The organism is Paenibacillus canaveralius (genome assembly GCF_047238265.1).
Classification (GTDB): domain Bacteria; phylum Bacillota; class Bacilli; order Paenibacillales; family NBRC-103111; genus Paenibacillus_F.
Window position 1 is genome coordinate 954,638 of record NZ_JBDFMM010000001.1, and the last position, 23,332, is coordinate 977,969.

The following is a 23,332-nucleotide window of genomic DNA, read 5'->3' on the forward strand; positions in this document are numbered from 1 at the left end:
GGGCGCCCCGGAAAACGCAAGCATCGCGGAGAAGGAAACGCTCCTCTGCGGCATCGGCGAATAAAGACCGGACGGGCGGAGCAAACTGTCAATGATTTACTGCATGCCCGCCGGTTTCCAACCCGCCTCGCACTTTTTGGCATCCCTGTCCGTCCGCTATGGGGTACACTAAAAAAAGCCCCTCGGCAAGGGGCTTTCATAAACAAGCGGCTGCGGTACGGTACTTTTTCTCAATCGGCGGACATTTTCAGGCCCGGTGCATACGGGTTTCGAATTTTTTGCCGAGCAGCCAAAGCAGGCCGATCACGACGAGGACGATCAGGAACTTCCAGGGCTGGCGGATAAAAGACATAATGTCGAATCCGACGAATGCCATCGTAAACACCATAACCGCTTTCCCGGCCACGATAGCGGGCAGAAAAACCATTTTCTCGACCCGGGACAGCGCTGCGGCCACCACGACCAGCGAGGAAGGCGTGAACGGGAAGCAGCTCAGCAGGAAGATCGTGCCGAATCCGTGGTTATGAATCCAGTTCATCCCGTTGCGCAGTTTGGGCGAGCGGGTCAGCTTTTGCATAAACGCCGTATTGGACAGTCTGCGGAACAGCAGGAACAGGCAGATGGCGCCCAGACTCGTGCCGAGCCAGGAGTACAGAAATCCGAATCCGAGCCCGTAGGACGCGGCGTTTCCCATAACTATCACGAACAGCGGAAGAACAGGAATGAATGCTTCGATAAAGGTCAGCAAAATACCGGGCAAAGGACCGAGAGAGTTATAATGAGACAAAAACTGCGCAATATTTTCTTCGGTCAGCACATTTTTTATAGATTCCCATGTCACGGCGGTTTCAAGCGCTCCTTTTTCGGGTAGTGAAAGATCAACTGGTCTGTTTTAATGTTTTGTTAAAAAGGGTTTGTACATTAGTATAACGAATGAAATCCGGAATGGTTTCTCGGGCGCAAAGCGTCAGCCGGTACCCGGTAATTCAATTCGTTACCCAGTTTACCTTAAAACAGAATATTTCTTACACAGCACGAAAGGGGAATTTTGTTCATGGCAAACCGCAATCACAACGGAGGTGGCCCTTTGAAAACGGATCTTACCCGCATTCAGGATTACTTGGAGTGGCTCAAAACGAAAATTTACCTGGACTCCCTGTCCGATAAAGCGAAAACGCGTGCCCTGCGCCGCGGCGAAGTCTACAAATGCAATTTGGGAAAAGGAATCGGAAGCGAAGAAGAAAAAGAGCGTCCTTGCATCGTTTTACAAAATGACGTCGGCAACAAACATTCCGGGAACACGATTATCGCGCCTATTACGCACACGGCCGGCATTCCAAGCGTATCCGTAGAACTCAAGGGCAACTATACCTATCTGGAAGCGGGCAAAGAAAAGCAGCTTACCGGTTACGTACTGCTGGCCAATATTATGACTGTCAGCAAGTCGCGCATTACGGGGAGCTGCCTGGCGAACATCCGCGGTGAGATGGACGAGATTGAAGAAAAAGTGATGGTATCTCTCGGCATGTTCAAAAAATATAAAGATCTTCTCGACAAAAAAGAGAGGGACAAAGCGTTTATTAAACGCCTGCTGCAGGAAAATTATGCGCTCAAAGAAAAACTGGATTTGTATGAGCGTCCCGACAGCGCCTCGGAAATACATGGTTGACAAAGCTTATTTGGTATGGTTTAATTGTCTTAGCGACTTACAAATATGTTTGATCGGTTGATCGAATCGTATCCCACAAGGTCCATTACAATATCAAATATAAGGAGTCCGTTGATTCCTTCGTCTTTCGAAAAAAGATCTCCCGCCAGAGGTCTTTTTTTCATGTCTACTAAATAATACACGGCAGGGGATATTTTGAAACGGGGAGACGCAAAAAGTGGAGCCTAAATGCAGTTCTGCAATCGTTTTCGAGCCGCTTGGAGACCAGGCCGTCGTGCTTCGTATGGGTGACGTTATATCCGGGGATGTTCACCGGCGCGTTCTGGAGGCCGCGGAGGCGATCGGCCGCAGCCCTTTTCCGGGACTGGTCGAAATCGCACCTACCTATACAACGGTCACGGTCTGGTATTCCGTCGTAGAGGCGGCCGAGGCCGCCGGCAGACATTTCTCCCCTTCGAAGCTGGAAGAAACCGAGGCCATGCTGGCAGGCGGGGAGCCTGTCGTTTACACCTGGATCCGGCGGCATCTTGAACGCGTTCTGGAAACCGGTGCCGCGGAGCGTCCGGTTCTTCAAGCATCTCCGCCGCGGGAAATTTTTATTCCGGTATGTTATGGAGGCTCCTTCGGTCCGGATCTGGATGACGCCGCAAAGGCTCTTTCCATGAGTCCCGAAGAAGTGGTCCGGCTGCACAGCGGCGGCTCATACCGGGTGTATATGATCGGCTTTGTTCCCGGATTTCCATATTTGGGCGGATTACCTTCTTCGCTGGCTCTTGCCCGGCGGTCTAATCCCAGACCCTCCATTCCGGCCGGTTCAGTAGGGATCGGAGGCAGTCAGACGGGAATTTATCCGCTGTCTTCGCCGGGAGGCTGGCATATTATCGGCCGTACGCCGCTTGATTTGCTGCGGCCGCGGGAACATCCTCCCGTGCTGCTGCAGGCGGGGGATACGGTCCGCTTTGTACCTGTAGAGGAAGCGGAATACAAGCGGCTCAGCCGTGAAGAAACGGAGATGTCCGAGGAGGGGAACCGGGGATGAGCCTGTTTGTCGAAAAGCCGGGGCTGTACACGACCGTGCAGGATAAGGGACGCTACGGTCTCCGCCGCTTCGGATTTGTCGCCGGCGGGGCGATGGACGCCCTGTCGATGCAGGCGGCCAACATCCTCGCGGGCAATGCCCGTCATGCGGCTGTGCTCGAATGGACGCTGCAGGGCCCGAAGCTGCTGCTGCGACAAGACATGCTGGCGGCATGGTGCGGCCCGGAGCTTGAAGTCTATGCCGGAGGAGAACCCGTTCCCGGCTGGCGGCCCTTCTATATCCGCGCGGGAACGGTGCTCTCGCTGGGCGGCAGTATGCGCAGGGGCTGCCGGGGCTATCTTGCCCTGGCGGGAGGCGTTGACGTCCCGCTTGCGCTCGGCAGCCGCAGCACTTACACCCGCGCGGGACTGGGCGGACTGGAGGGACGTCCCCTTCAAACCGGCGATGAGCTTCAAACGGGAAGGCCCTCTCCCGCGGCGGAACGGTTGATGGCGGAGCTCAGGCTTCAAGCTGACGCCGGTGGAAACGCTGTCCGCGCTGCCGCGTGGGAGGCTTCCTGGGCCGTAAGACCAGGCGGAATGCCGGGTCATCCCGCGGTTCTGCGAGTCGTTCGAGCCAGTGAGACGGAGCGGTTCAGGGACGGTCTGGACGCGTTGACCGGGCACGTTTACCGCGTGCGGCCCCAATCGGACCGGATGGGCTGCCGGCTGGAGGGCCCCTCGCTTGAGCGGTCCGTTCCGGGCGAGCTGATATCGGAAAGCACCGCACCCGGAACAATTCAGGTTCCGCCGGACGGACAGCCGATCGTGCTGGCCGCAGACAGCCAGACGACCGGGGGCTATCCGCGGATCGGGCATGTCATCAGCTCGGATCTGCCCGTTCTGGGCCAGCTCGCTCCGGGCGCGCCCGTACGGTTCGCGGAAGTGACGCTGCACGAGGCGCAGGCGGAGCTGATGCGCCAGGAAATGAATCTTAGGCTGCTCCGTACGGGAGTCCGCGCAAGGATGGGGAGATAACGGATGCTTACGATCGATTTGAACTGCGACATGGGGGAAAGCTACGGGGCTTACCGGTTCGGCCGGGACGAGGAGCTGCTGGAAAGCGTGTCATCGGCGAACATCGCCTGCGGATTTCATGCGGGCGACCCCGGTGTTATGCGCCGGACCGTGGCTCTCTGTCTGGAGAAAGGCGTTGCCATAGGCGCTCACCCCGGGCTGCCGGACCTGGCCGGCTTCGGCCGCCGGGAGATGGCGGTCGAAGCCGAAGAAGTCTACGAGCTGACCTTGTATCAGCTGGGGGCCCTTCATGCCTTCGTGCAGGCTGAAGGCGGCACTCTCCGCCATGTGAAGCCCCATGGCGCGCTGTACCACATGGCGTCCGCACGCGGCGATCTGGCCGATGCGGTCGCCCGGGCGGCGCTGCGCGCAAGCGGCGGCGCCCTCGTGCTGCTCGGACCTCCGGGCAGCGAACTGCTCCGCGCGGGGCAGGCGCACGGGCTGCGCACGGCGGCCGAGGCTTTCGCCGACCGGACGTACCGGCCGGACGGCTCCTTGACGCCCCGCACGGAGCCCGGAGCGCTGCTGAGCGATCCGGCGCAGGCGGCCGCGCAGGTGCTTCGCCTCGTTCGCGAGGGCGCCGTGACCGGCGCGAGCGGCGAGATCGTGCCGCTGACCGCGGAGACGGTCTGCGTCCACGGGGACGGCCCGCACGCGGCAGCAATCGCCCGCTCGGTCCGGGCGGCGCTGGACGAGGCCGGCGTAGCGGTTCGTCCGCCGTGGGGAGCGTAAGAGGAGCCTCCGCGAGTTGGCAGCTCGCGTAGGGATTGCGAAACCGCCTGAGCCCGGTCCGAGGGCCGGTTCTGTTACGATTGAACGGCGCACGCGGTCTGGTGCCCCGCCGGTTTAGGCTCAGCAGCGAAGTGCGTGTTTCGGCAATCTGCTAGAGAGGATGGGAACGATCGGGATTTTCCGGGAGTTCTGAGTCCCTCTGCGGGTCCGATGCCGTCCCTGCCGGAGCTGGAAACGAGCAAGGAATTTTTGGAAAGAACGACTATAACGAATCTCCCCCTTGAGAACGGCGCCGCAGGTATGCGTTAATAGAGATGCAGCCGGCCGGCTCCACTCTATCAGGAAAGGAGTGATTCGGAACAATGAACACGACAATGGAGGTGGCTTCTGCGTAAGCGGAAGCCCGTGTCGAACCGGGGGCGGCAGCGCCCCCGGTTTTTATTTTCCTGAAAGATATTTGGAATATGCGTGACAAAAACGGGCCGACTCCATATAATTGGAAATAGTAAACCCAAAAAAACTAGGTGAAAGGAGATGTTTTCCATGAAGTTTGTTCAAACAGTAAGAGTGAAAGTCACCGTAGAGGTGCTCATTTTCTAACTGCTATCATCATGGAAGTACCGTTCACCTGTTTGTATATACATACAAGCTGCGGCACGATACCTATCGTGTATATCTTTCCTTATGAATGATAGCAGGTGCGGAAGATGAAGACCCTCTACGGTTTGACGATGCGGTACGGATCATACACGACCAATTCGAGGAGGTTTTCATCCGATGAGTTATAAGAACGGCAAGGATATTCTTCCGGCCAGCTTGCTTAAAGAGCTGCAGAATTACATCCAGGGAGAGATCATTTACGTTCCGAAGAAAGAGAAGAAACGCGCAGGCTGGGGAGAAAATAACGGAACCCGCCTCATTATCGAACGGCGCAACCGCGAAATATTCCGGTTATACCAAAACGGCTCAACCGTGCTGGAGCTGATTCAGGCGTTTCATCTTTCGGAAGACAGCATACGCAAAATCATTGGAAAAACACGCGAGCGGCTGAAAGAAGCTGCCGCGACACCATAAAACGGCGACCTCTAAGGCCGCCGTTTTTCTATGTCTTCCCGCCCTGTCCCCAGAGGCTGGAATTTTTTTTACCCGGGTCGGGCCCATGTGCTATCATAGATAAAAAGTTGCGGTGGATGATTTATGGAAGGATTTCGGAAATTTTAATCGAACCCTATCGGTGTAGAGAAAGGACCGCAGACGAACAGGAGGAATGGGCTTGAATCCTTACCGTATTTTGCTTGCAGACGACGAAGCCGCACTCCGTTTTCTATTGACAGAGACGCTTTCGGACGAAGGATACGCCATCACGGAGGTTATGGACGGCAAAGAAGCCATTGCCGAGCTCGTGAAGGAGCGCTATGATCTGGTCATTCTCGATTACATGATGCCGGAGAAAACCGGAGTCGAGGTGTGCGAATGGCTGCGCTCGGAAGGCGGAATCAACCGCGAAGTGCCCGTTATTCTGCTGACAGCCAAAGCCCTGGAGAAGGACCGCGAGAAAGCGACGGCGGCCGGTGTCAGCACTTATATTGTCAAGCCGTTTAGCCCCCTTCAACTGGTCGATACCGTGGAGGCTCTTATAGGCGGCGCATGACAGCGATTACGCGAATACGAACGGAGTGAATCTCAACCATGAATCAACCGAACTCCCGGGGGCATGGCGCAGATGCCAAGGGAAGAGACGAACGGCTGCTGAAGCAGGGGCGCAGGCTGTTCATGAAGGAATTGGCCCATCAGATCGCACAGATGGATAACCTGCTGGTCATCATAGCTTCCTCTCCCGAGGTGAAGGATCTTCAGGACATGTACCGGATCGTTCACATGCTGAAAGGAAGCGCCCCCATGTTCCAATTCGGGAGGATCGGCAAAATCGCCGAAGAACTCGTCCGCGTATGGGAATGGACGCAGTCCCTTCATCCTTCTGCGGCGCTGACGGCGGATTTCACCCCTCTGGTCAATGAAAGCGTCACGCATACGAGCGAATATATCCGTCATCTGCTGATGGAACACGATGTTTCGGTGATCGAGCTCGAGGTGGACGAACAGAAGGAAAACGGGATCGTACACAATTTGGGCGGCAAAAGGCGCCTGTTAATCATAGACGATGACGATGTGCTGCGCGTGTATCTGGTGCGGCGTCTTGAGCTGGACGGCTATATCGTGGACGAAGCGAGCGACGTTTCGTCCGCCAAGCTCTTGCTGCGGCAGCAGTCCTACGATTTGATTACGCTGGATCTTATGATGTACCCGCAGTCCGGCTATGAGCTTTTCGATTTTCTCAAAGAAGACCCGACTTTGAAATGGGTCCCTCTGATCGTGCTGTCCGGCCGTGACGATTTAACGGATAAAGTGCGCTGTTTTCATCTGGGTGCGGATGATTATGTAACGAAGCCCTTTCAATATGAGGAGCTGGCCGCACGCATTTACGGCATTGTGAAAAGAACCAAAAATTTCGAAGAGATGGCCTTCCGCGATCCGTTAACGGCGGTGTTCAACCGGAGGTACTTCGATCACCAGATCAAGCTGGAGCTGGATAGGGTGCAGCGTTACCCGTCCGCTATCTCGCTCGCCTTTATCGATATCGATAATTTCAAAGGGATCAACGATAAGCACGGCCATCACACGGGGGACTTGGTTCTTCAAGGTCTGGCCCACCTGCTGCAGACCCGGATGCGCTCGACGGACCTTGTTTTCCGCTTCGGAGGAGAAGAATTCGTCGTGGTCATGCCGGGAACGGGAGCGGAAGCGGCGGCGGATTCGCTGCGCGCGCTGCTCCGGATGGCGCATCTTCAGCCGATCGTGTCCGACGAAGGACAGGACTACTGGATTACGTTCTCGGCGGGCGTGTCGTCCTGGAGCGCGGATCTGTCCATCGACGAGTGGATTCTGAGAGCCGACCGGGCGATGTACCGGGCGAAGCAGGACGGCAAAGACCGGATTTACGTCGAGGAAGAAGCGGAAACCGCTCCGGCCGGTTCCGAAGGGAACATCCGGCGGCGTCCGAAGCTGCTTGTCGTCGACGACGATAAAATTTTGCGCGCCATCGTCGTTTCGGGCCTTCAGCACCTGCCTCTTGATATCGAAGAAGCGGCCGACGGAGAAGCCGCCTACGAGCGTCTCCGCGAAGGCGGCATAGATTTGTGCATTTTGGACGGCATCATGCCCAAAATGAGCGGAATCGAGCTGCTGGAGCGTCTTAAAGCCGAGCCTCCCGTGACGGGCTCCATGTGCAAGGTACTCATGCTTTCCGGCCGTAAAAAGGAAGATAGCATGGACACGCTGCACAAGCTCGGCGTTTACGAGTACATGACGAAGCCCTTCTCGATGGTCGAGCTGGAGATGAATGTGAAACGGCTGCTGGATTGAGCGGCTTTCTGCCTGCGTTAGTTAACAAAAAACATTTCAGCCTGCGGCAGGCCGAAATGTTTTTTGTTTTGAGAGGTGAGTAACGTTCGTCGATTTCCTCCGTTTCCAGTCCGATTACCGCTGCGGCGGCGGAAGCGGAAAAGCGGCTTCCGAAGGAAGGCCGCAGCCGCTTCATCCAGAGCAAGCCGCCGCTGCCGAAGGTAACGGGAATGTTTCCGGCGGGAACTTTCAGGGTAATCTCTTGTGCATCGTGCCTGTACAGATGCCGGACGATCCAGGCAGAGCCCAGAGCCCGGAAACCGAAGCAGGACTTTTCCCTTTTTTCATGGAATTGTCATGTGAGCTTTCTTTTTCCGCCTTTTTCATCACGTATACTGGAGGGGGCCGGCGGCATGAGACATTCGATTCGGGGCACCTGTTTCTGGTACACTCATCTTAGGGGGTGGAGTACATGGCCAAACGGTATTTTACGATAGAGGAAGCCAACGCCCTGCTTCCTGCGGTACGGGACCAGATCTCCGGTCTGAAGAAAATCAAGAAGAAGTTTGAGGACAAGTATGCGGAGTCTGCGTGAAAAAAGACAAGCCGTCCGCAAGCTCGGCGGGAAAGACATTTACGATCCGCTGTTCGAGCTGGAATGCGATCTGGAATTTCTGCAGATCGAAGCCCGCGGAATCATTCAGCACTTTTATCATCAGGGAATCGAGCTTAAGGACATTGATTCCGGCCTTGTGGATTTTCCGTCCATTCTGGAGGGCGAGGAAGTTCTTCTCTGCTGGCGCAGCGGAGAGGAGCGCATCGGTTATTATCACAGCCGGCATGACGGATACACGGGCCGCAAGCCGCTTCCCGAAGACAGTTAGATCCGGGAAGCTTGTCTTACAAAATTGCGGGAGGCGAATGGACTGAACATGAAGGAAAAGGTAGTGAGGCCGGCCGGCCGGCTGGCCTTTGTAACGGCAGGCCTGCTGTGCCTGCTCGTCATCCTGGGAGGACTGTTTCCCCGGGAGGCATTGGCGCACGCGATTCTGACGGGAACGGACCCCGCTCCGAACAGCACGCTCGCGCAGCCGCCGGAACAGATCAAGCTGACCTTTAACGAGCCGCTGGAAGAAGGCGTCTACTACATACGCGTTCTGGATCAGTCCGGGGCGAAGGTTACGGATAATGCGGCCGAGATGACGAAAGACCGGACGGGGATCGTTCTGAAGCTGCCGAAGCTGGACGACGGGCTTTACGTGGTGTCTTACCACGTCATCTCCGGCGACGGCCATCCGGTGGGCGGCAGTTATCCGCTCACGGTCGGTAAAGCGGCGCCCGCTGCCGGAAGCGGCGGTACGGACGGCACGGGCGGTACGTCCACAGGGCACAATCATAATCTCGGCAGCTCCGGCGTAGACGGGATGATCCAATATGCGGCGCGCGGCCTATGGTATGCCGCGATGCTCGGGCTGACCGGCTGGCTGCTCTGGAGGCGCTCCGCATCCGGCCGCAAGCTTCCGGAGGACGTTTCCGCGAAATGGACGCTGAATTTGCAGCGCTTTTACCTGGTCGCCCTGCTTTTTGTAATTCTTACACATGTGGAGGCCCTCCTCGGCGACGGAGGTCTTTCCCAGCTCGGCAGTCTGCTGACGGGCACGGGAATCGGCATTTCCTGGCTCGTTTCGCTGGGCTTATCTCTGGCGGGCTTCTTGCTGCTCGGAAAGGCGGCCTGGCTGGATTACGCCTGGGCAGTATTGCTGCTGGCGGTCAAAGCCATGTCAGGTCATGCGGTAACGTTCCCGCCCGTCTGGGCGAGCGTAGCCGCCGATTTTATCCATCTGGCGGCGGCGGCCGTCTGGGTAGGCGGTTTGGCGGCAGCCGCCGCGGTGTACCGGAACCGGCGGGAGGAGTTTACTTCCTTCCTGGGACTTTTTTCCGGAGCGGCGCTCTGGTCGATTATCGCGCTTACCGTGAGCGGTGTCGTGCTGACGCTGTTGTTCCTGCCGAGCCTGGATATGATCGTATATACCCAGTGGGGGATTCTTTTGCTCATAAAGGTCGGTGTTGTCGTGCTTGTCGTAGCGACGGCCGCCTTCCTCCGCTATACGCTGAAGAACAAGCGGGAGAGAGCGACGGCGAAGCTCTACAAGGCCGATTTCAGCTTTATGCTGATCATACTGGCCGTGGTCGGCGTTCTGACATACTTGTCCCCGGCTCCTCCCAATGAGCCGTTGAACTGGCACGAGATGGGCAAAAGCGTGCATATGACGGCCGAAGTGTCGCCGAAAGCGCCGGGCACCAACACGTTCAAAGTGACGGTCTGGGTGCTGGATACGCTGGGGCCGCCCAAGCATGTGCAGATGAACGCCCAGTACGAGCCGAAAGAAGGAGAGGAGGCCACGCTGGCTCCCATCCAGATTCCGCTGGAGCTTCAGGAGAATCAGGAAAAGAACTGGCTGGAGGGGTACAATATGTACACCTATTACACCCAGGGACCTTACCTGCCGCTTCCCGGCAAATGCACGCTGGAAGTCCGGATTATGGACTCCAACGACGACGAGGCGGTTTACAAGAAAGAATTCAGGCTATATTAAACGGCAAAAAGAGCCCCTTATGCAGAGAAGCATAAGGGGCTCTTTTATTTGCATCCGGCATTCTGCATTCTACGTTCTGCATCTGCGCAGGGAGCGAGCGAGCCGGAACATTTCACTTACCGGCTTTGCTTTCCTTCCGGCGACAGGCGGCCGTAGGTCCATTTTCTCCAGACCCACTCGGCAGGCCCGTAACGGAACCGTTTCAGCCAGAATGCCGAGAAGGCGATCTGCAGCGGGTAAATGACGAGGCAGAGCAGGGTGCCCTGCCACAGGCCGACTTGACCGTATAAGCGGAAGCCGAGGAACAGAACGACGCAGAGGACCGTCTGCGTCAAATAATTGGTCAGCGCCATCCGGCCATAGGGCTGGAGAAACCGGAGCCGCCGCTGCCAGACCGGATCTACGAGCAGCAGAGCGAGGGAGGCGATATAGACAAACGCCAGCGTGAACCCGCTCATGTAGACAAGGAAGAACGTCACGAGGCTGAGTCCGGTTTCCGCCCCGGCGGCGTAAATGGCGGCGATGGCTGCCAGAAGCGGGATGCTGGCCGCCAGACAGCGGCTGCGGATCTTGCGCCACCGGTCCCGGTGGGCGCTTACGTCATGGAGCAGGCCGCTCTTGCCGGCGGCCAGCCCCAACAGGAACATGCCGAGGACGATGGGCAGCATGGAAAGCTGGCTGGACAGCGAGTCCCATACTTCGCTGCGCCAGTGCCAGGCCAGCCAGTCGGGCCAGGAGAGCGTCCGGAAAGCATGGAGGCTCGCGGCGGCTTCGGCTTGCGTGTACAAGGGACCGCCCAATGACGGATCGATTCCGCCTCTGGCATAGGCGATCAGTGCCACGATGAGGGCGGGCAGGCCGAGAATCAGCAGCAGGTAGCCGAGCACGAGAAGGAGTCCCCACGTGCGGATCGTTTCCGTCCTCATCCGGTAAAAGAAGGGGAGCAGAAAGCCTGTAATCGCGTAGAGAGTCAGAATGTCTCCTCTCCAGAAAAGCGCCAGATGCAGGAAGCCGATCAGCAGCAGCGCGAGCAGGCGCCTTCGGAACAGGCCGGGGCCGTATCCTTTCTGCTCCGCGCGTGACAGGAAGATATAGAAGCCTAGCCCGAACAGAAAGGAAAAAATCAGATAAAATTTTCCCTGGACGAACAGATCGAACAGCAGCCGGAGCCATCTGTCCGCGCCGTGGTAGACCGCAAATTCACTTCCGCTGAAGGTCGGCATATTGACCAGGAAAATTCCGAGCAGAGCGAAACCGCGGATAATATCGAGTGCGATGATGCGTTCAGTCCCTGCGGAGGGGCCGATCATAGAAGGTACACCGTCCCGTCGTAGCCTGATAGGCGATTTTTTCCTCATCATACGTGAAAGAGCCCCCGGTAGCAAATCGGAGGCTTGAACGGGAGACAGCTTGCAGGCAAACAGCACGGGGGAGCCTGAAAGCAGGCCGTCCTCCGGCAGCCCGGTTCGATTGAGGGCAGCCGTCCGCTTGCGGCCGTCCCCCTCCGCTTAGAACAGCGTGAGCGCCCACAGAATGAACGAGGTGGCGGGTACGAGCAGCACTTGGGCCAGAATGGTTCCGGCCAATCGGGACAGCATGAGGAGGCCGAACATTTTATTCACGGCCTCCCGGCTGGCTTTGCCGTGCATCGCCCGGTCCGTCAGCAGCCCGACCTTCGGGTCGATCATCAGCGTCATAATGATGGTGGCGATGCCGTTGATGAGAGCGGAAGACATAGTGGCCTGCGACTTGTTGTCGGGGCTGAAGGCCGACGCGTACAGGGCCGACAGGACGCCGACCGTATAGATGGCCGTAACGGCGACATTGAGCACGACGAGGCGTTTGGGCACCCCGCCGATCCGCAGGCGGGAGAGCATCTGCAGGCGCGGCGGGCGCAGATGCTTGCGGGCCTGTTTGATGCCGTGCACGTTGGCCGTGGCCTTCAGCAGAAGCGGAATGGAGCCGGTCACCTCGAAATGGGCGATCATCCGCGCGGACAAGGAGACAAGCGTCGGAAACAGCACGATCGCTATGGCGGTTCCGACCGATGCCGACATCAGAACGAAGCGGAACGGGGCCAGGGCCAGATGGGGATCGGTCCGCCCCGCCTGATCCGCGATGCCGGAAATCATCAGGCCCTGCACCATGTTCGAGGTCCGCGAGATCAGGACGATCATTCCCGCCAGCGACAGGGCGACAGCCAGTTTGGCGGTCCGGATTCCGGCCAGCCGGAAGGCGTAGGCGGACGTTTCGGCCGCGTGAATAATCAGGGTGAACAGACAGGCGAGGAGAAGCATGGTCAAGAGATATCGACTCTCCTTTTGAAGAAATGGAATGGCGCCGTCGGCCCGGGTTTGTATGAAGTTCGAACTTGGGCAAGGGTTAAAGGGAAGTCAGTACGATATTCCGCGTTTACTGCGCTTCGCCCGTTTGAGTTTGCGTTTTGGCCGGTGTGTTTGACAAGCCGTCCGGTCTTTCTAGTGGAATTATACAAGGATCCCGGCCTTTAAGCGAGAGAACACGGTCTTCCAAGGAAGAATTTAACAGGGCGCGACCGGTTTTTTTAAGGAGAAAATCAAGCGGTGTCAGGTTGACAACTTATCTGTAAAAAGGTATCATTCCTTTGTGAATGATAATCATTATCACCAAGAACGGACAGGGGAGAATAGAACAGATGAAATCAGCAGCACGCAAATCTTACGTATTCTGTCTGCTTGTCCTTGCGATGGCGCTTGCTCTGGCAGGCTGCGGCAAAGGCAATCAGGCTTCGGATGGGGGAGCGGCGTCGCCCGCGCCCGGAGATACAGCGAAACAGACGATCAAGGTTAAACATGCCATGGGCGAGACCGAGGTGCCGGCTGCGCCGAAACGCGTCGTCATTCTGACGAATGAAGGAACGGAAGCATTACTGGCTCTGGGCATCAAGCCGGTCGGAGCGGTTAAATCGTTTACCGGCAACCCTTGGTACGATCATATCAAAGCCGATATGGAAGGCGTGACCGTCGTAGGCGACGAGCACCAGCCGAGCCTGGAAACGATTATCAGCCTGAAACCGGATCTGATCATCGGCAACAAAATGCGCCAGGAGAAAGTGTACACTCAACTGAGCGCGATTGCGCCGACCGTATTCTCCGAAACACTGCGCGGCGAGTGGAAGAACAACTTCAGTCTTTACGCCGAAGCGGTAAACAAAAAAGCGGACGGCGAGAAAATCATCGCCGATTTCGACAAGCGCATCGAAGACTTCAAATCCAAAGCGGGCGACAAGCTTAAAGAGAAAGTGTCCGTCGTGCGTTTTATGGCCGGCAAAACCCGTATCTATCTCGACGATACGTTTACCGGCATTATTTTCAAGCAGATCGGGATTGCCCGTACGCCTGTAAAAGCGAAGGATACGTTCGTGGAGGAAATTACGAAAGAGCGCGTGCCGGAAGTGGATTCCGACCGTCTGTTCTACTTCACGTATGAAACGGGCGACGGCAACGGTACGAAACAGGAAGAAGCGATCATCAAGGATCCGCTCTGGCAGAACCTGAACGTGGTGAAGAACGGCAAAGCCCAGAAGGTCAACGACGTAACGTGGAACACCGCGGGCGGCGTTAAAGCGGCTAATCTGCTTCTCGACGATCTGTATAAGTTCTACGACATCAAGTAAAGTAAATAAGAATGGCGGGCTCCGGCAGCGCCAAGCGAAGAACTCCGTCCTCCGGGCGGAGTTTTTTTTTACTGCGGAAGCTTATCTTAAAATAGTTTAAGAAATCCCCTAAAACAGGATATGGTATCATTAGGGACAAAGACAGAAAACGGGCGGCTGTTCAGAATGCGGCCGTGTTGGAGGTACAGCTATGTACGGGGGAACGATCCTGCTAGTCGACGACGAAACCGAAATTACCAATCTTCTGGAGATTTACTTGAAAAACGAAGGCTACCGGCTGTTAAAAGCATCCGACGGTGCCGAAGCCCTGGAGCTTTTGAGCGAAAATGAAGTCGATCTCATTATTCTCGACGTCATGATGCCCCGGATGGACGGAATCGAGGCCTGCATGAAAATACGGGAAGAAAAGCATATGCCGATCATTATGCTGTCGGCCAAAAGCCAGGAGATCGACAAAATCACGGGACTGAGCATCGGAGCGGACGATTATGTAATCAAACCGTTCAGCCCGCTGGAGATGCTGGCACGGGTCAAATCGCAGCTCCGCCGATACCGGCAGCTCAACAGCCATCTCGTCAAAAACGAGAATGAAATTCTTATTGAGGACCTGCTCATTAATCTGGGCACCCATAAAGTATATGTGGAAGGCAGCGAGGTCAGACTGACGCCCAGAGAGTTTGCCATCCTTCAGGTGCTGGCACGAAACAGGGGACAGGTGCTGAGCATGGAGCAAATTTACGAAGCCGTATGGGATGAGCCTTTTTTTGAATCGAACAATACCGTAATGGTTCATATCCGCAAAATCCGCGAAAAAATCGAAAAAGACCCGAGCCGCCCGCAAATTATCAAAACGGTCTGGGGAATCGGATACACGATCGAATAAGTCCGGCCCGAAGCGGCAAGACTGGAGTGAACGAACTTGAAAAACAAATTTATCCACACCGTGCGCTGGCAGTTTATTTTCGTTTTTATTCTCAGCATCGTGTTTGCGGCGGGAACCGTACTTCTCGCTTACCGGATAGTGAAATCGGTTATCGGTCTCAGCTATTACACAGGACCTCTGCGCTGGATCGTCAACAACATCGGTTCTACGCCCGTAATGGTCGTGGTCGGGGGCGGATTGTTTCTTGTTTATTTTTTTATGTTCAGCCGCAAGATTATCGGGTATTTGGAAGAGATCACACAAGGCGTACAGGAAATCGCGAAGGGCAATCTCGATTATGAAATCGCGGCCCGTTCTTCCGATGAGCTGGGCGAGGTGGCGGAAACGATCAACGTCATGACCCGGAAGCTCAAAAAGTCCATCGAAGAGGAAAGAAAAGCCGAACGGACGAAAAACGAACTGATCACGGGCGTCTCGCACGATCTCCGGACCCCTCTTACGTCGATTTTGGGCTATCTGGAGCTGATTGAGACGGACCGGTACAAGGATGAGGTCGAACTCCGGTATTATACGCGCATCGCTTATGAGAAAACGAAAAATTTGAACAAGCTCATCGACTACTTGTTCGAATATACGTCGCTGCCCGGCGAAGGCATCGAGCTTCAAATGAAGCGGGTGAACATTTACGGCTTTCTGAAACAGCTGGCGGAGGAATTCGTCCCGATTTTAACGAAAGCGGGCATGACGTGCCGGGTGACCGCGGAGGACGACACGCTCTATATCCATGCGGACGGCAGCCAACTGGTCCGGGCTTACGAGAACCTGATCTCCAACGCGGTCCGGTACGGCAGCGAAGGCAAGACCGTCGATATCAAAATCAGCCGCAGCGGTCAGGAGGCCGTCGTGGAAATTATCAATTACGGCGCGCCCATTCCGGAATCGGACCTGCCGTATATTTTTGAGCGGTTTTACCGGGCGGAGAAATCCAGATCGGCCCGGACCGGCGGAACCGGCCTTGGGCTGGCGATCGCCAAGAGTATCATCGAGATGCACGGCGGGAGGATAGCGGCGCGCAGCCAGCGGAAGCAGACGGTTTTCGAAACGCGGCTCCCCCTGCAGCCTTCATGACAGCCTGGAACAGACAGCTAAGGAAGGCCGATAACCGGGGCCTTCTTTTTTTTGTACCGTGTCGTATCGGGCGGGCAGAATCCTTAAGTTTTCTTAAGAATGCTTTAAGCGGACGGTAAGCGCTCCTAAACCGCCTCTTAAAATCTCTTTTGTATACTGGAAAACATGAAGGGCCGAAAGGAGCCGCATCATGAATCGTAAAAAACGGGTTTGGGCCGCAATGGCGGTAATTTTTCTGCTGGCGGCATATCTGCGAATCGATTTTCTCCGTTCGGCCGATCATGTGATGCCTCATGACTCGCTGAATTACGATACGATGGTCAGACAACTGCTGGACACGGGAGTGTACGCTTATAACAGCGAGACCCCGAACGCGCTCGTGACGCCCGGTTATCCGCTTTTTTTGGCGGCGGTGTATGAGCTGGCGGATTATAAGGAGAACAACCCGCTTCCCTTGGTGCGGTACATACAGGCGCTGCTGAGTCTGATTACGCTGGGGTTTCTCTACCGCATTACGAGAAGGTTCTCCGGTGAACGGACGGCGCTCGCCGCCCTTCTGATCGCGGCCGTATATCCGCCGCTCGTCTGGGCCAACGGGGCCGTTCTGACCGAAGTGCTGGCGATATTCCTCCTGATGGGATACCTGCTTGCCCAGATCCGGGTGTTTGAAACGCCGACTTACGGGCGGGCGGCGGCCGCGGGAATCTGGCTCGGTCTGACCGTGCTGGTACGTCCGGAGTTTCTGCCGCTGATAGCGCTGGCTTTCGCGTTCCAATGGTTCCGGGACAAGGAAGCGAGGAAACGGACGATCCGGCTGTTTGCCTGCTCCGCCGCGGCCGTTGTGCTGCTGCTTGCACCCTGGTGGATCCGCAATGCGGTTACGCTGCATCAATGGGTCGCGACGGCGGCCCAGGAAAATCCGTTCAGGGCGGGAACGTATCCGTACAATACGTTTAACGACGAGAGTCTCGTCGATCCTGCGGGCAAAACGGAAAAAGAGCTGGCGGTAGCCCGCTTGAAAGCGGGTTTCTCGACGCAGCCCGGATTGTTTATCAAATGGTATACGATCGGGAAAATGCAGTACGTTTACCAGAGCGTCTACCGCGGAGGCGGTCATCAGCCGTACTATCCGGTGCTCCCGTTCAACGCGAATCTGCTTCACCGCACGCTCGTGCTGTCCGGCGGCATTGCCGTTCTGGCTGCACTGAGGCGCTGGAGGGAAACCGCTGCGCTGCTGGCTCTAGTGATCGTCACGATGAGCCTGATTCGCCTAGGCTTTGTGGCGGACTATCGTTATAACGTCACGATGATGCCTCTGATTATCATCCTGGATTGCATCGTGGGCGTGCGTGCGGTTATGTGGTGGAAAAACAGGCGAACAGAGAGGGCATCAGTTCCGAAATCAGCCGAATAAAGAAATGAAGCATAGTAACGATGTCAGGGAAAATGAACGATAACGAATGTAACAATGAAATGAAAACAAGAAAACGAAAATGAAAGTTACGAGGTGCACTATGTTCCGTTCCTTTTTTACAGGCAAAAAAAGTATTTTACTCGTTCTTGTCATAGTCCTTCTGGCAGGTGCCGGGGGAGGCTGGTATTATTACTCCTCCAAATGGAACGCCGCCGCTTCCGGGCCGCTTCCTCCCAAGCAGGAGCTGACGAAAGTCGCATCGGCCGAAAAGCTGCAGGACAGCTATGACGTTGTGGTCGTCGGCACGGACCCCGAGGGCGTCAGCGCGGCCGTATCCGCGTCCCGCAGCGGGTTGAAGACCCTTCTGATCGAACCCCGCAAGCGTACGGTTCTGGGCGGTCTTATGACGGAAGGCTGGCTGAACAGCATCGATATGAACTGGGATAAAACCGTCTCGACCCTTCCCGGCAAAGAGCCTGCGTATTTCAATCAGGGCATTTTCAAAGAATGGTACGAGAAAATCGAAGGCCATTCCTTTGACGTTACGACAGCGGCCAACGCGTTCAACAAACTGGTGCAGGATGAGAAAAATATCGATGTCTCCATGGACGGCTACGGCGTGGAGCCGGTTCTCAAGCAAGAAGGAAATGCCTCGTCCGTAACCGGCATCACCGTCACCAAACCGGATGGGACGAAGCGGACCATCGGCACCAAAACCGTAATCGACGCAACCCAGGATGCGGATTTTGCCGCGGCCGCGGGAGTGCCTTTTACGATCGGACGGGAAGATATCGGGGATAAAAAAGCCCGGATGGCCGTCACGGCCGTATTCCGGCTGAAAAATGTCACCGACGACGTGTGGGCCAAGGTGGCCAAAAGACTGAACGGCGACAATGATAAGGATACGGGCCTCGACAAAATGTCCGCCTGGGGCTACGGCAAAGAGATGGCGGGATATGTGCCGCTGAATAAAGAGCGGATGAAGATGCGCGGACTCAATATCGGCAGACAGCTTGACGGTACGGTGCTGATCAATGCGCTGCATATTTTCAATATCGACGGCTTGAATCCGAAATCCCAGCAGGAGGGGCTGGAGATCGCCGCCAAGGAAATTCCGAATGTCGTCAAGTATTTGAAGACGTTCGATGAATTCAAAAACGTCGAGCTGGACAGCATCGCTCCCGAGCTGTATGTGCGCGAGACCCGGCACATGGAGGGGCTGTACAGGCTCAGCGTCGTGGATCTGCTGGAAAACCGCGATCAGTGGGACCGGATCGCCTTCGGTTCCTATCCGGCGGATATCCAAAGAACGTCGCCTAACGATAACGGCGCGGTCGTCGTTCATCCGACGAAGTACGCGGTTCCGTTCCGCAGTATCGTGCCGCAGAACGTCGACGGCCTTCTCGTCGTCGGCCGGAGCGCCAGCTACGACACGCTGGCTCACGGCAGCGCCCGCGTCATCCCCGTCGGCATGGCCGAGGGCGAAGCGGCCGGGGCTGCGGCCAAGCTGGCCGCGGAGAAGGGGACGACCTTCCGCGCCATGGCGGAATCGGAGCCCCTGATCGCAGAGCTGCAGAAGCGGCTGAACGGCCAGGGGATGGACCTCAAGCCTTACAAGCTGGACGATGCGCCTTTCATGAAGCATAAAGCGTATCCGGGACTTAAAGCGGCGGTATCCATGGGCATCGCTTACGGCTCTTATGCGAACGTCGGCTTTAAGGAACTGGATAATGCGTCGAACGCACAGCGGATGGTGAACCAGATGAACAGCGTGAAACGGATGTTTGCCGCTTCTTTCCAAGGAGATCCTTCCGCCGCCGTGAAAGGAATGGAGGAGCCTGCAAAGAAAACGCTGACTCTGCAGCAGGCGAGCTACACGATCGCATTGGCCGCGGGGCTGAAGGTGGAGGCCGCGGAAGCCCAGGCCGCGCTGGAAAGCGGCGGGCTGCTCAGTAAAGCGACCCTCGGCATCATCGCCAATAAAGAGAAATTAAGCGACGGCGATGTGTACATGATGCTCAAAGACGCGGTGGAAAAGCAGGCCGGAGCGAAGTTTTAAGGCGAAGCTTGAAGCCTGTACAGGGGGACCCTTGCGGGGAGGAACCGGCCGTTTCTTTGAAGGCCGGAATGGCTGCCCGGAGAAGACCCGTAACACCCGCAAGGTGATGCTAAGTCAGTGCAGGCGAGCACGGCGAGCAGACTCAAGATGCAGCCGGCCCTAAAAAAAGAAAATGCCCTGTTCCGGCGCCGGAACAGGGCATTTTCTTTTTCGGGCTATTTATCGGACGTTTGCGTTTATTGCAGATTGATTTTTACCGCCTTATCCGGCCCCGCGTCTTCTTTGTGAAGAAGCTGGAGCTTGGGATCGCCCTTGGGCTGCTCAAACACCAGAGTGCCCGAAACTTTGGCGCCCGGTGCCAGCTCGCCGTACTTGAGACCGGTCTCACCGGAGAAGGAAGCGAGAACCTTGTCGCTGGTCATCCCGCGGCTGTTGGCCATCTCGAAGCTGTACGGATTGTACGAGAGCTCTTTGGTGCCCGAATTTTCGATATTCAGCGTCACCACGACAAATTCGCCGTCCGGCAGATTGGGCGTTTCGGGACCTTGCTCCGTAAACTTTTCCACTTTGCTTACTTTTATTTTGGCATCGCCGATTTGAACGGTATCTTCTTTGGAGTATTCCTGAGCGAGGGGCGCGGCATGAAGCGGCGCTTTGGTATTGGAAAACCGGTCCGCGGCAGCGCCCTGTATAAGCGGGGATGCTTGCTCCTTATAGTCGCCGCATGCGGACAAGGCCAGACACGAAACGGCGGCAAGCAGGCCGAGTTTTGTTCTCAAGAGACTCTCCCCCAATCTGAATGTTCTTCGTTAAGACTTATAACCCGCAAACGAAACCCGGTAAACAATTCCTGCGCAAACAATTGTGTTCTTCCAGGCGGCCTGATCAGCCCCTGCCGCACGGCAGCGCAAAAAGCCTATCCGGTAAACCGGATAGGCTTTTTGCGTGCGCAATCATGCGCCGGAAGCTTCCGCTTCTTCCGTCCATGCTTGCGGGTGGTTGTCGCTCAGATACTGCGCCGCTTTCGCGTTGCTTTCGACTTGAGCGACGTTTTTGCAGCCCGGGATGACGGCGCTGACCGCGTCATGCTTCAAGCACCACGCGAGGGCCCACGTCGCCATGTCCATCGCTTCCGGCACTTCGTGCTCACGGATGCGCTGGACCTCCTCAAGCTTGCGCTGCGTCTCGGCGGGATCGTGGCGGTGGCGCGTATCGGTGGCCGCGAAAGTGGCGCCCGGCTTGTACTTGCCGCTGAGATAGCCGCTGGCGAGAGGAACGCGGGCAAGCACGCCGAGGTTCTGCTGCAGGCACGACTGGAACACGCTCTCTTCGGGAGCGCGGTCGAGCCGGTTGTACACGACCTGAATTGCTTCCGAACCGACCTGCGTAGAGGCGGCCACCTGATGCAGGTTGTCGTTCTTCGCGATGGAAGTGCCGATATGCAGGATTTTGCCCGCCTGCTTCTGTTTGTCCAGCGCCGTCCAGAGCGCGTCGTTGTCGAACGCGGAATCCGTTCCCGAATGGAACTGGTACAGGTCGACGTAGTCCACTCCCAACGCTTTCAAAGAGGCGTCGAGCTGCCCGATCATATCTTCTGCCGAAAAACGCTCGTCCCGTTTAAACCGGTCATGATAATGGTGGCCGAACTTGGTCGCCACGACCCAGCCTTCACGGCCCCGGCGGCTCAAATAATTGCCGATAAACGTTTCCGACAAATGATCGCCGTAGCATTCCGCCGTATCGATGAGGTTGATCCCGAGTTCTTTTGCCTTGTCGAGGACAGCGTCCACTTCATCCTGCGTAAAATCTTGTCCCCATTCGCCGCCGAACTGCCATGTGCCGACGCCGATCACGGACACTTTCAATCCCGTTTTGCCGAGTGTGCGGTATTTCATCGTTTCAGCCTCCCGCGTACGTATTTGACCGTGCCGGACCCGGAATCCGTACGGTATATTCTCTTTCATTTAACGGGAAAACGAGGGCAAAGTCAAAATGCGCTTGATCCTAGAGCGGAAATGTGACATACTATGCCTAACTAATGTTAGTTAGGAGAATGAGGCTCATGAATACCCCTGAACGGATCAAAGCGGCCGCGCTCGATTTGTTTGCCGCCCAAGGCTACGAAGGCACCTCCATGGCGAATATCGCGGAAGCCGTAGGGATAAAAACGCCTTCCATCTACGCACACTTTAAAGGCAAAGAGGAATTGTTTCTCATTCTGCTGCAGGACGCGTCGCGCGGCGAACTGGAATTTGCCGCTTCCCATCTGGAGAAAGGCGGAGAGGCGCTGGACCGCAAGCTGTATAAGCTTCTGTCTCATACGCGCGGCAAGTACGAGCATAACGGTTCGACGAAATTCTGGATACGGATGATGTACTTTCCGCCGGCCTCGATGTACCGGGAAACGATCGACCTTTCTTATACGTACTTGTCCCGGATGGAGGAGAAGCTGACCTCCGTATTCAAGGCCGACCGCTCGGCAATCGGCGTGGACCCGGACAAAGCCGCCGCGGCTTTTCTTTGTCTGATGGACGGGGTCATTGTGGAACTGCTGTACGGAACGGCCGAAAGCTACGACAGAAGGCTGGAGGCTTCGTGGGACGTCTACTGGCGGGGAATCTCCCATTCATGAGCCTTCATGAGCATATGGGAAAAGAAGGAGGCACAATTCGATTATGAATCGGAACTGGTTATATGTATTGGCGGCGGGATTGCTGGAAATCGGCTGGGTTTCGGGTCTGAAACATGCGCATGACGCGTTTACCTGGATCTTGACCGGAGCCGCTATCCTGCTCAGCTTCTGGGTTCTGCTGATGGCGACAAGCCGACTGCCCGTCGGAACGGTGTACGCGGTATTTACGGGGATCGGCACGGCGGGGACGGTCCTCGCGGAAACGATCGTGTTCGGGGAGCCGATCAGCTGGCTGAAAATTGTCTTTATCCTGATTCTGCTCGGCGGCGTGATCGGGCTTAAAATCACAACGAAAGACCCCGGACCGGAAGAACCGGCGAAAGGAGTGAATTCCTGATGGCATGGGCCGCACTGATACTGGCGGGATGTTCGGAAATTTTCGGCGTGCTCGCCATGAACAAAATCGCGCAGAAAAAGACGATTTGGGCTTACGCGCTGCTTTTCCTCGGCTTCGGCCTCAGTTTTTCGCTGCTCTCATATGCGATGGAATCCATTCCGATGGGCACGGCTTACGCCGTGTGGACGGGAATCGGCACGTGCGGGGGCACACTGCTGGGCATGTTTATGTTCGGCGAGTCCAAAGACTGGCGCCGCATTGTGTTTATCGCCATGATTATTTCGGCGGCGGTAGGGCTCAAGCTTCTTACGTAATCTTCGCAATGTTGCCCGCCGTCAAGTGACGCCGAGCACCGCGCGCTGGGAGATTCGCGCGGTACAAGTCATTTTTGCAAAGAAGAAAGCGGGTGCTGAACGGGCTTGCAACGCCGCGCCGATTTTCATATAATAGGTGGCATAGTTAAACGCGATAATAAATTCCATATCAAATGCAATGAAGGAGATAAGTACGCAGTGCTTCCTGACAGGGAGGAGACGCCGGAGATTGAGAGCGTCCCCGTGGAACCAGGCTGCCGAAATTCGCTCCCGAGCAGTCTCTTGAACAGCGGCCCCAAGGCCGGTCAGTAGAGAGCACCGGCTACGAACCGTTATTTCGAAGAGTGAGACACGCC

The 23,332-nt window shown here is 56.3% G+C and carries 23 protein-coding genes; 18 read left to right on the plus strand and 5 right to left on the minus strand.

Going from position 1 to position 23,332, the window contains the following annotated elements; translation table 11 throughout:
• Positions 1–247: 247 nt before the first annotated feature.
• Positions 248–841 (minus strand): TVP38/TMEM64 family protein, encoded by a 594-nt coding sequence (locus ABC395_RS04360; RefSeq protein ID WP_413001005.1) that lies wholly within the window; start codon positions 839–841, stop codon positions 248–250.
• Positions 842–1,087: 246 nt separating this feature from the next.
• Between ABC395_RS04360 and ABC395_RS04365 the strand changes: the two genes are divergently transcribed.
• The 10 genes from ABC395_RS04365 to ABC395_RS04410 all read left to right on the plus strand — a co-directional run bounded on the left by ABC395_RS04365 (position 1,088) and on the right by ABC395_RS04410 (position 10,494).
• Positions 1,088–1,669: a type II toxin-antitoxin system PemK/MazF family toxin gene (locus ABC395_RS04365; protein ID WP_103994819.1), complete on the plus strand. Its 582-nt coding sequence runs from the start codon at positions 1,088–1,090 to the stop codon at positions 1,667–1,669.
• A 217-nt stretch (positions 1,670–1,886) separates the two neighbouring features.
• A complete protein-coding gene (pxpB, locus tag ABC395_RS04370; protein ID WP_413001007.1) occupies positions 1,887–2,708 on the plus strand; it encodes a 5-oxoprolinase subunit PxpB in 822 nt (273 codons plus the stop codon).
• The gene (locus tag ABC395_RS04375) at positions 2,705–3,724 is read left to right on the plus strand and encodes a 5-oxoprolinase subunit C family protein (RefSeq protein ID WP_413001008.1); all 1,020 of its coding nucleotides are present in this window, start codon (positions 2,705–2,707) and stop codon (positions 3,722–3,724) included. The genes pxpB and ABC395_RS04375 overlap by 4 nt, the downstream gene beginning before the upstream one ends.
• Positions 3,725–3,727: 3 nt before the next feature.
• Positions 3,728–4,495: a LamB/YcsF family protein gene (locus tag ABC395_RS04380; protein ID WP_413001010.1), complete on the plus strand. Its 768-nt coding sequence runs from the start codon at positions 3,728–3,730 to the stop codon at positions 4,493–4,495.
• Positions 4,496–5,272: 777 nt separating this feature from the next.
• Positions 5,273–5,569, plus strand: coding sequence for a CD3324 family protein (locus ABC395_RS04385; RefSeq protein ID WP_103994553.1), 297 nt, complete (start codon positions 5,273–5,275; stop codon positions 5,567–5,569).
• A 199-nt stretch (positions 5,570–5,768) separates the two neighbouring features.
• Positions 5,769–6,146: a response regulator transcription factor gene (locus ABC395_RS04390; RefSeq protein ID WP_103994554.1), complete on the plus strand. Its 378-nt coding sequence runs from the start codon at positions 5,769–5,771 to the stop codon at positions 6,144–6,146.
• Between the two features lie 38 nt (positions 6,147–6,184).
• Positions 6,185–7,918, plus strand: coding sequence for a diguanylate cyclase (locus ABC395_RS04395; protein WP_413001012.1), 1,734 nt, complete (start codon positions 6,185–6,187; stop codon positions 7,916–7,918).
• Positions 7,919–8,369: 451 nt separating this feature from the next.
• Positions 8,370–8,492, plus strand: coding sequence for a DUF2203 family protein (locus ABC395_RS04400; protein WP_413001014.1), 123 nt, complete (start codon positions 8,370–8,372; stop codon positions 8,490–8,492).
• On the plus strand, positions 8,476–8,781 hold the full coding sequence (locus tag ABC395_RS04405) for a DUF2203 domain-containing protein (protein WP_413001015.1): 306 nt from the start codon (positions 8,476–8,478) through the stop codon (positions 8,779–8,781). The genes ABC395_RS04400 and ABC395_RS04405 overlap by 17 nt, the downstream gene beginning before the upstream one ends.
• A gap of 48 nt (positions 8,782–8,829) precedes the next feature.
• Complete coding sequence (locus ABC395_RS04410) at positions 8,830–10,494, plus strand: copper resistance CopC/CopD family protein (protein WP_413001016.1); 1,665 nt, start codon at positions 8,830–8,832, stop codon at positions 10,492–10,494.
• 116 nt (positions 10,495–10,610) lie between these two features.
• Here ABC395_RS04410 and ABC395_RS04415 read toward each other — a convergent pair whose 3' ends face one another.
• Together ABC395_RS04415 and ABC395_RS04420 are read right to left on the minus strand one after the other, a co-directional pair.
• Entirely contained in the window at positions 10,611–11,804 is a 1,194-nt protein-coding gene (locus ABC395_RS04415; RefSeq protein WP_413001018.1) for a DUF418 domain-containing protein, read from the minus strand.
• Positions 11,805–12,002: 198 nt separating this feature from the next.
• On the minus strand, positions 12,003–12,791 hold the full coding sequence (locus ABC395_RS04420) for a lipid II flippase Amj family protein (protein WP_413006682.1): 789 nt from the start codon (positions 12,789–12,791) through the stop codon (positions 12,003–12,005).
• A gap of 377 nt (positions 12,792–13,168) precedes the next feature.
• Between ABC395_RS04420 and ABC395_RS04425 the strand changes: the two genes are divergently transcribed.
• From ABC395_RS04425 to ABC395_RS04445, 5 genes are all read left to right on the plus strand, one after another.
• A complete protein-coding gene (locus tag ABC395_RS04425) occupies positions 13,169–14,149 on the plus strand; it encodes an ABC transporter substrate-binding protein (protein WP_413001019.1) in 981 nt (326 codons plus the stop codon).
• Between the two features lie 190 nt (positions 14,150–14,339).
• A complete protein-coding gene (locus ABC395_RS04430; protein WP_103994562.1) occupies positions 14,340–15,032 on the plus strand; it encodes a response regulator transcription factor in 693 nt (230 codons plus the stop codon).
• A gap of 36 nt (positions 15,033–15,068) precedes the next feature.
• Positions 15,069–16,160: a sensor histidine kinase gene (locus ABC395_RS04435; protein ID WP_413001021.1), complete on the plus strand. Its 1,092-nt coding sequence runs from the start codon at positions 15,069–15,071 to the stop codon at positions 16,158–16,160.
• 190 nt (positions 16,161–16,350) lie between these two features.
• Entirely contained in the window at positions 16,351–17,574 is a 1,224-nt protein-coding gene (locus tag ABC395_RS04440) for an ArnT family glycosyltransferase (RefSeq protein WP_413001023.1), read from the plus strand.
• 100 nt (positions 17,575–17,674) lie between these two features.
• The gene (locus ABC395_RS04445) at positions 17,675–19,633 is read left to right on the plus strand and encodes an FAD-dependent oxidoreductase (protein ID WP_413001024.1); all 1,959 of its coding nucleotides are present in this window, start codon (positions 17,675–17,677) and stop codon (positions 19,631–19,633) included.
• 236 nt (positions 19,634–19,869) lie between these two features.
• Here ABC395_RS04445 and ABC395_RS04450 read toward each other — a convergent pair whose 3' ends face one another.
• Entirely contained in the window at positions 19,870–20,412 is a 543-nt protein-coding gene (locus ABC395_RS04450; protein WP_413001025.1) for a DUF4352 domain-containing protein, read from the minus strand.
• Positions 20,413–20,586: 174 nt separating this feature from the next.
• Positions 20,587–21,528: an aldo/keto reductase gene (locus ABC395_RS04455; protein ID WP_413001027.1), complete on the minus strand. Its 942-nt coding sequence runs from the start codon at positions 21,526–21,528 to the stop codon at positions 20,587–20,589.
• 167 nt (positions 21,529–21,695) lie between these two features.
• On the opposite strand from ABC395_RS04455, the gene ABC395_RS04460 reads away from it, so the two are divergent.
• The 3 genes from ABC395_RS04460 to ABC395_RS04470 are packed head-to-tail and all read left to right on the plus strand — an operon-like array spanning position 21,696 to position 22,976.
• A complete protein-coding gene (locus tag ABC395_RS04460; RefSeq protein ID WP_413001028.1) occupies positions 21,696–22,265 on the plus strand; it encodes a TetR/AcrR family transcriptional regulator in 570 nt (189 codons plus the stop codon).
• 43 nt (positions 22,266–22,308) lie between these two features.
• Positions 22,309–22,662 carry a DMT family transporter gene (locus tag ABC395_RS04465; RefSeq protein ID WP_413001030.1) on the plus strand — a complete coding sequence of 118 codons (354 nt, stop codon included), beginning with the start codon at positions 22,309–22,311 and terminating at the stop codon, positions 22,660–22,662.
• Complete coding sequence (locus ABC395_RS04470) at positions 22,662–22,976, plus strand: DMT family transporter (protein ID WP_103994569.1); 315 nt, start codon at positions 22,662–22,664, stop codon at positions 22,974–22,976. The genes ABC395_RS04465 and ABC395_RS04470 overlap by 1 nt, the downstream gene beginning before the upstream one ends.
• Positions 22,977–23,332: the final 356 nt, after the last annotated feature.

Bases quoted from the DNA above. Each gene is read 5' to 3' on its own strand.
- ABC395_RS04375 (WP_413001008.1), top strand. From the start codon at position 2,705: ATGAGCCTGTTTGTCGAAAAGCCGGGGCTGTACACGACCGTGCAGGAT.
- ABC395_RS04380 (WP_413001010.1), top strand. From the start codon at position 3,728: ATGCTTACGATCGATTTGAACTGCGACATGGGGGAAAGCTACGGGGCT.
- ABC395_RS04385 (WP_103994553.1), top strand. From the start codon at position 5,273: ATGAGTTATAAGAACGGCAAGGATATTCTTCCGGCCAGCTTGCTTAAA.
- ABC395_RS04395 (WP_413001012.1), top strand. From the start codon at position 6,185: ATGAATCAACCGAACTCCCGGGGGCATGGCGCAGATGCCAAGGGAAGA.
- ABC395_RS04400 (WP_413001014.1), top strand. From the start codon at position 8,370: ATGGCCAAACGGTATTTTACGATAGAGGAAGCCAACGCCCTGCTTCCT.
- ABC395_RS04405 (WP_413001015.1), top strand. From the start codon at position 8,476: ATGCGGAGTCTGCGTGAAAAAAGACAAGCCGTCCGCAAGCTCGGCGGG.
- ABC395_RS04410 (WP_413001016.1), top strand. From the start codon at position 8,830: ATGAAGGAAAAGGTAGTGAGGCCGGCCGGCCGGCTGGCCTTTGTAACG.
- ABC395_RS04415 (WP_413001018.1), bottom strand. From the start codon at position 11,804: ATGATCGGCCCCTCCGCAGGGACTGAACGCATCATCGCACTCGATATT.
- ABC395_RS04420 (WP_413006682.1), bottom strand. From the start codon at position 12,791: ATGCTTCTCCTCGCCTGTCTGTTCACCCTGATTATTCACGCGGCCGAA.
- ABC395_RS04425 (WP_413001019.1), top strand. From the start codon at position 13,169: ATGAAATCAGCAGCACGCAAATCTTACGTATTCTGTCTGCTTGTCCTT.
- ABC395_RS04430 (WP_103994562.1), top strand. From the start codon at position 14,340: ATGTACGGGGGAACGATCCTGCTAGTCGACGACGAAACCGAAATTACC.
- ABC395_RS04440 (WP_413001023.1), top strand. From the start codon at position 16,351: ATGAATCGTAAAAAACGGGTTTGGGCCGCAATGGCGGTAATTTTTCTG.
- ABC395_RS04445 (WP_413001024.1), top strand. From the start codon at position 17,675: ATGTTCCGTTCCTTTTTTACAGGCAAAAAAAGTATTTTACTCGTTCTT.
- ABC395_RS04455 (WP_413001027.1), bottom strand. From the start codon at position 21,528: ATGAAATACCGCACACTCGGCAAAACGGGATTGAAAGTGTCCGTGATC.
- ABC395_RS04460 (WP_413001028.1), top strand. From the start codon at position 21,696: ATGAATACCCCTGAACGGATCAAAGCGGCCGCGCTCGATTTGTTTGCC.
- ABC395_RS04465 (WP_413001030.1), top strand. From the start codon at position 22,309: ATGAATCGGAACTGGTTATATGTATTGGCGGCGGGATTGCTGGAAATC.
- ABC395_RS04470 (WP_103994569.1), top strand. From the start codon at position 22,662: ATGGCATGGGCCGCACTGATACTGGCGGGATGTTCGGAAATTTTCGGC.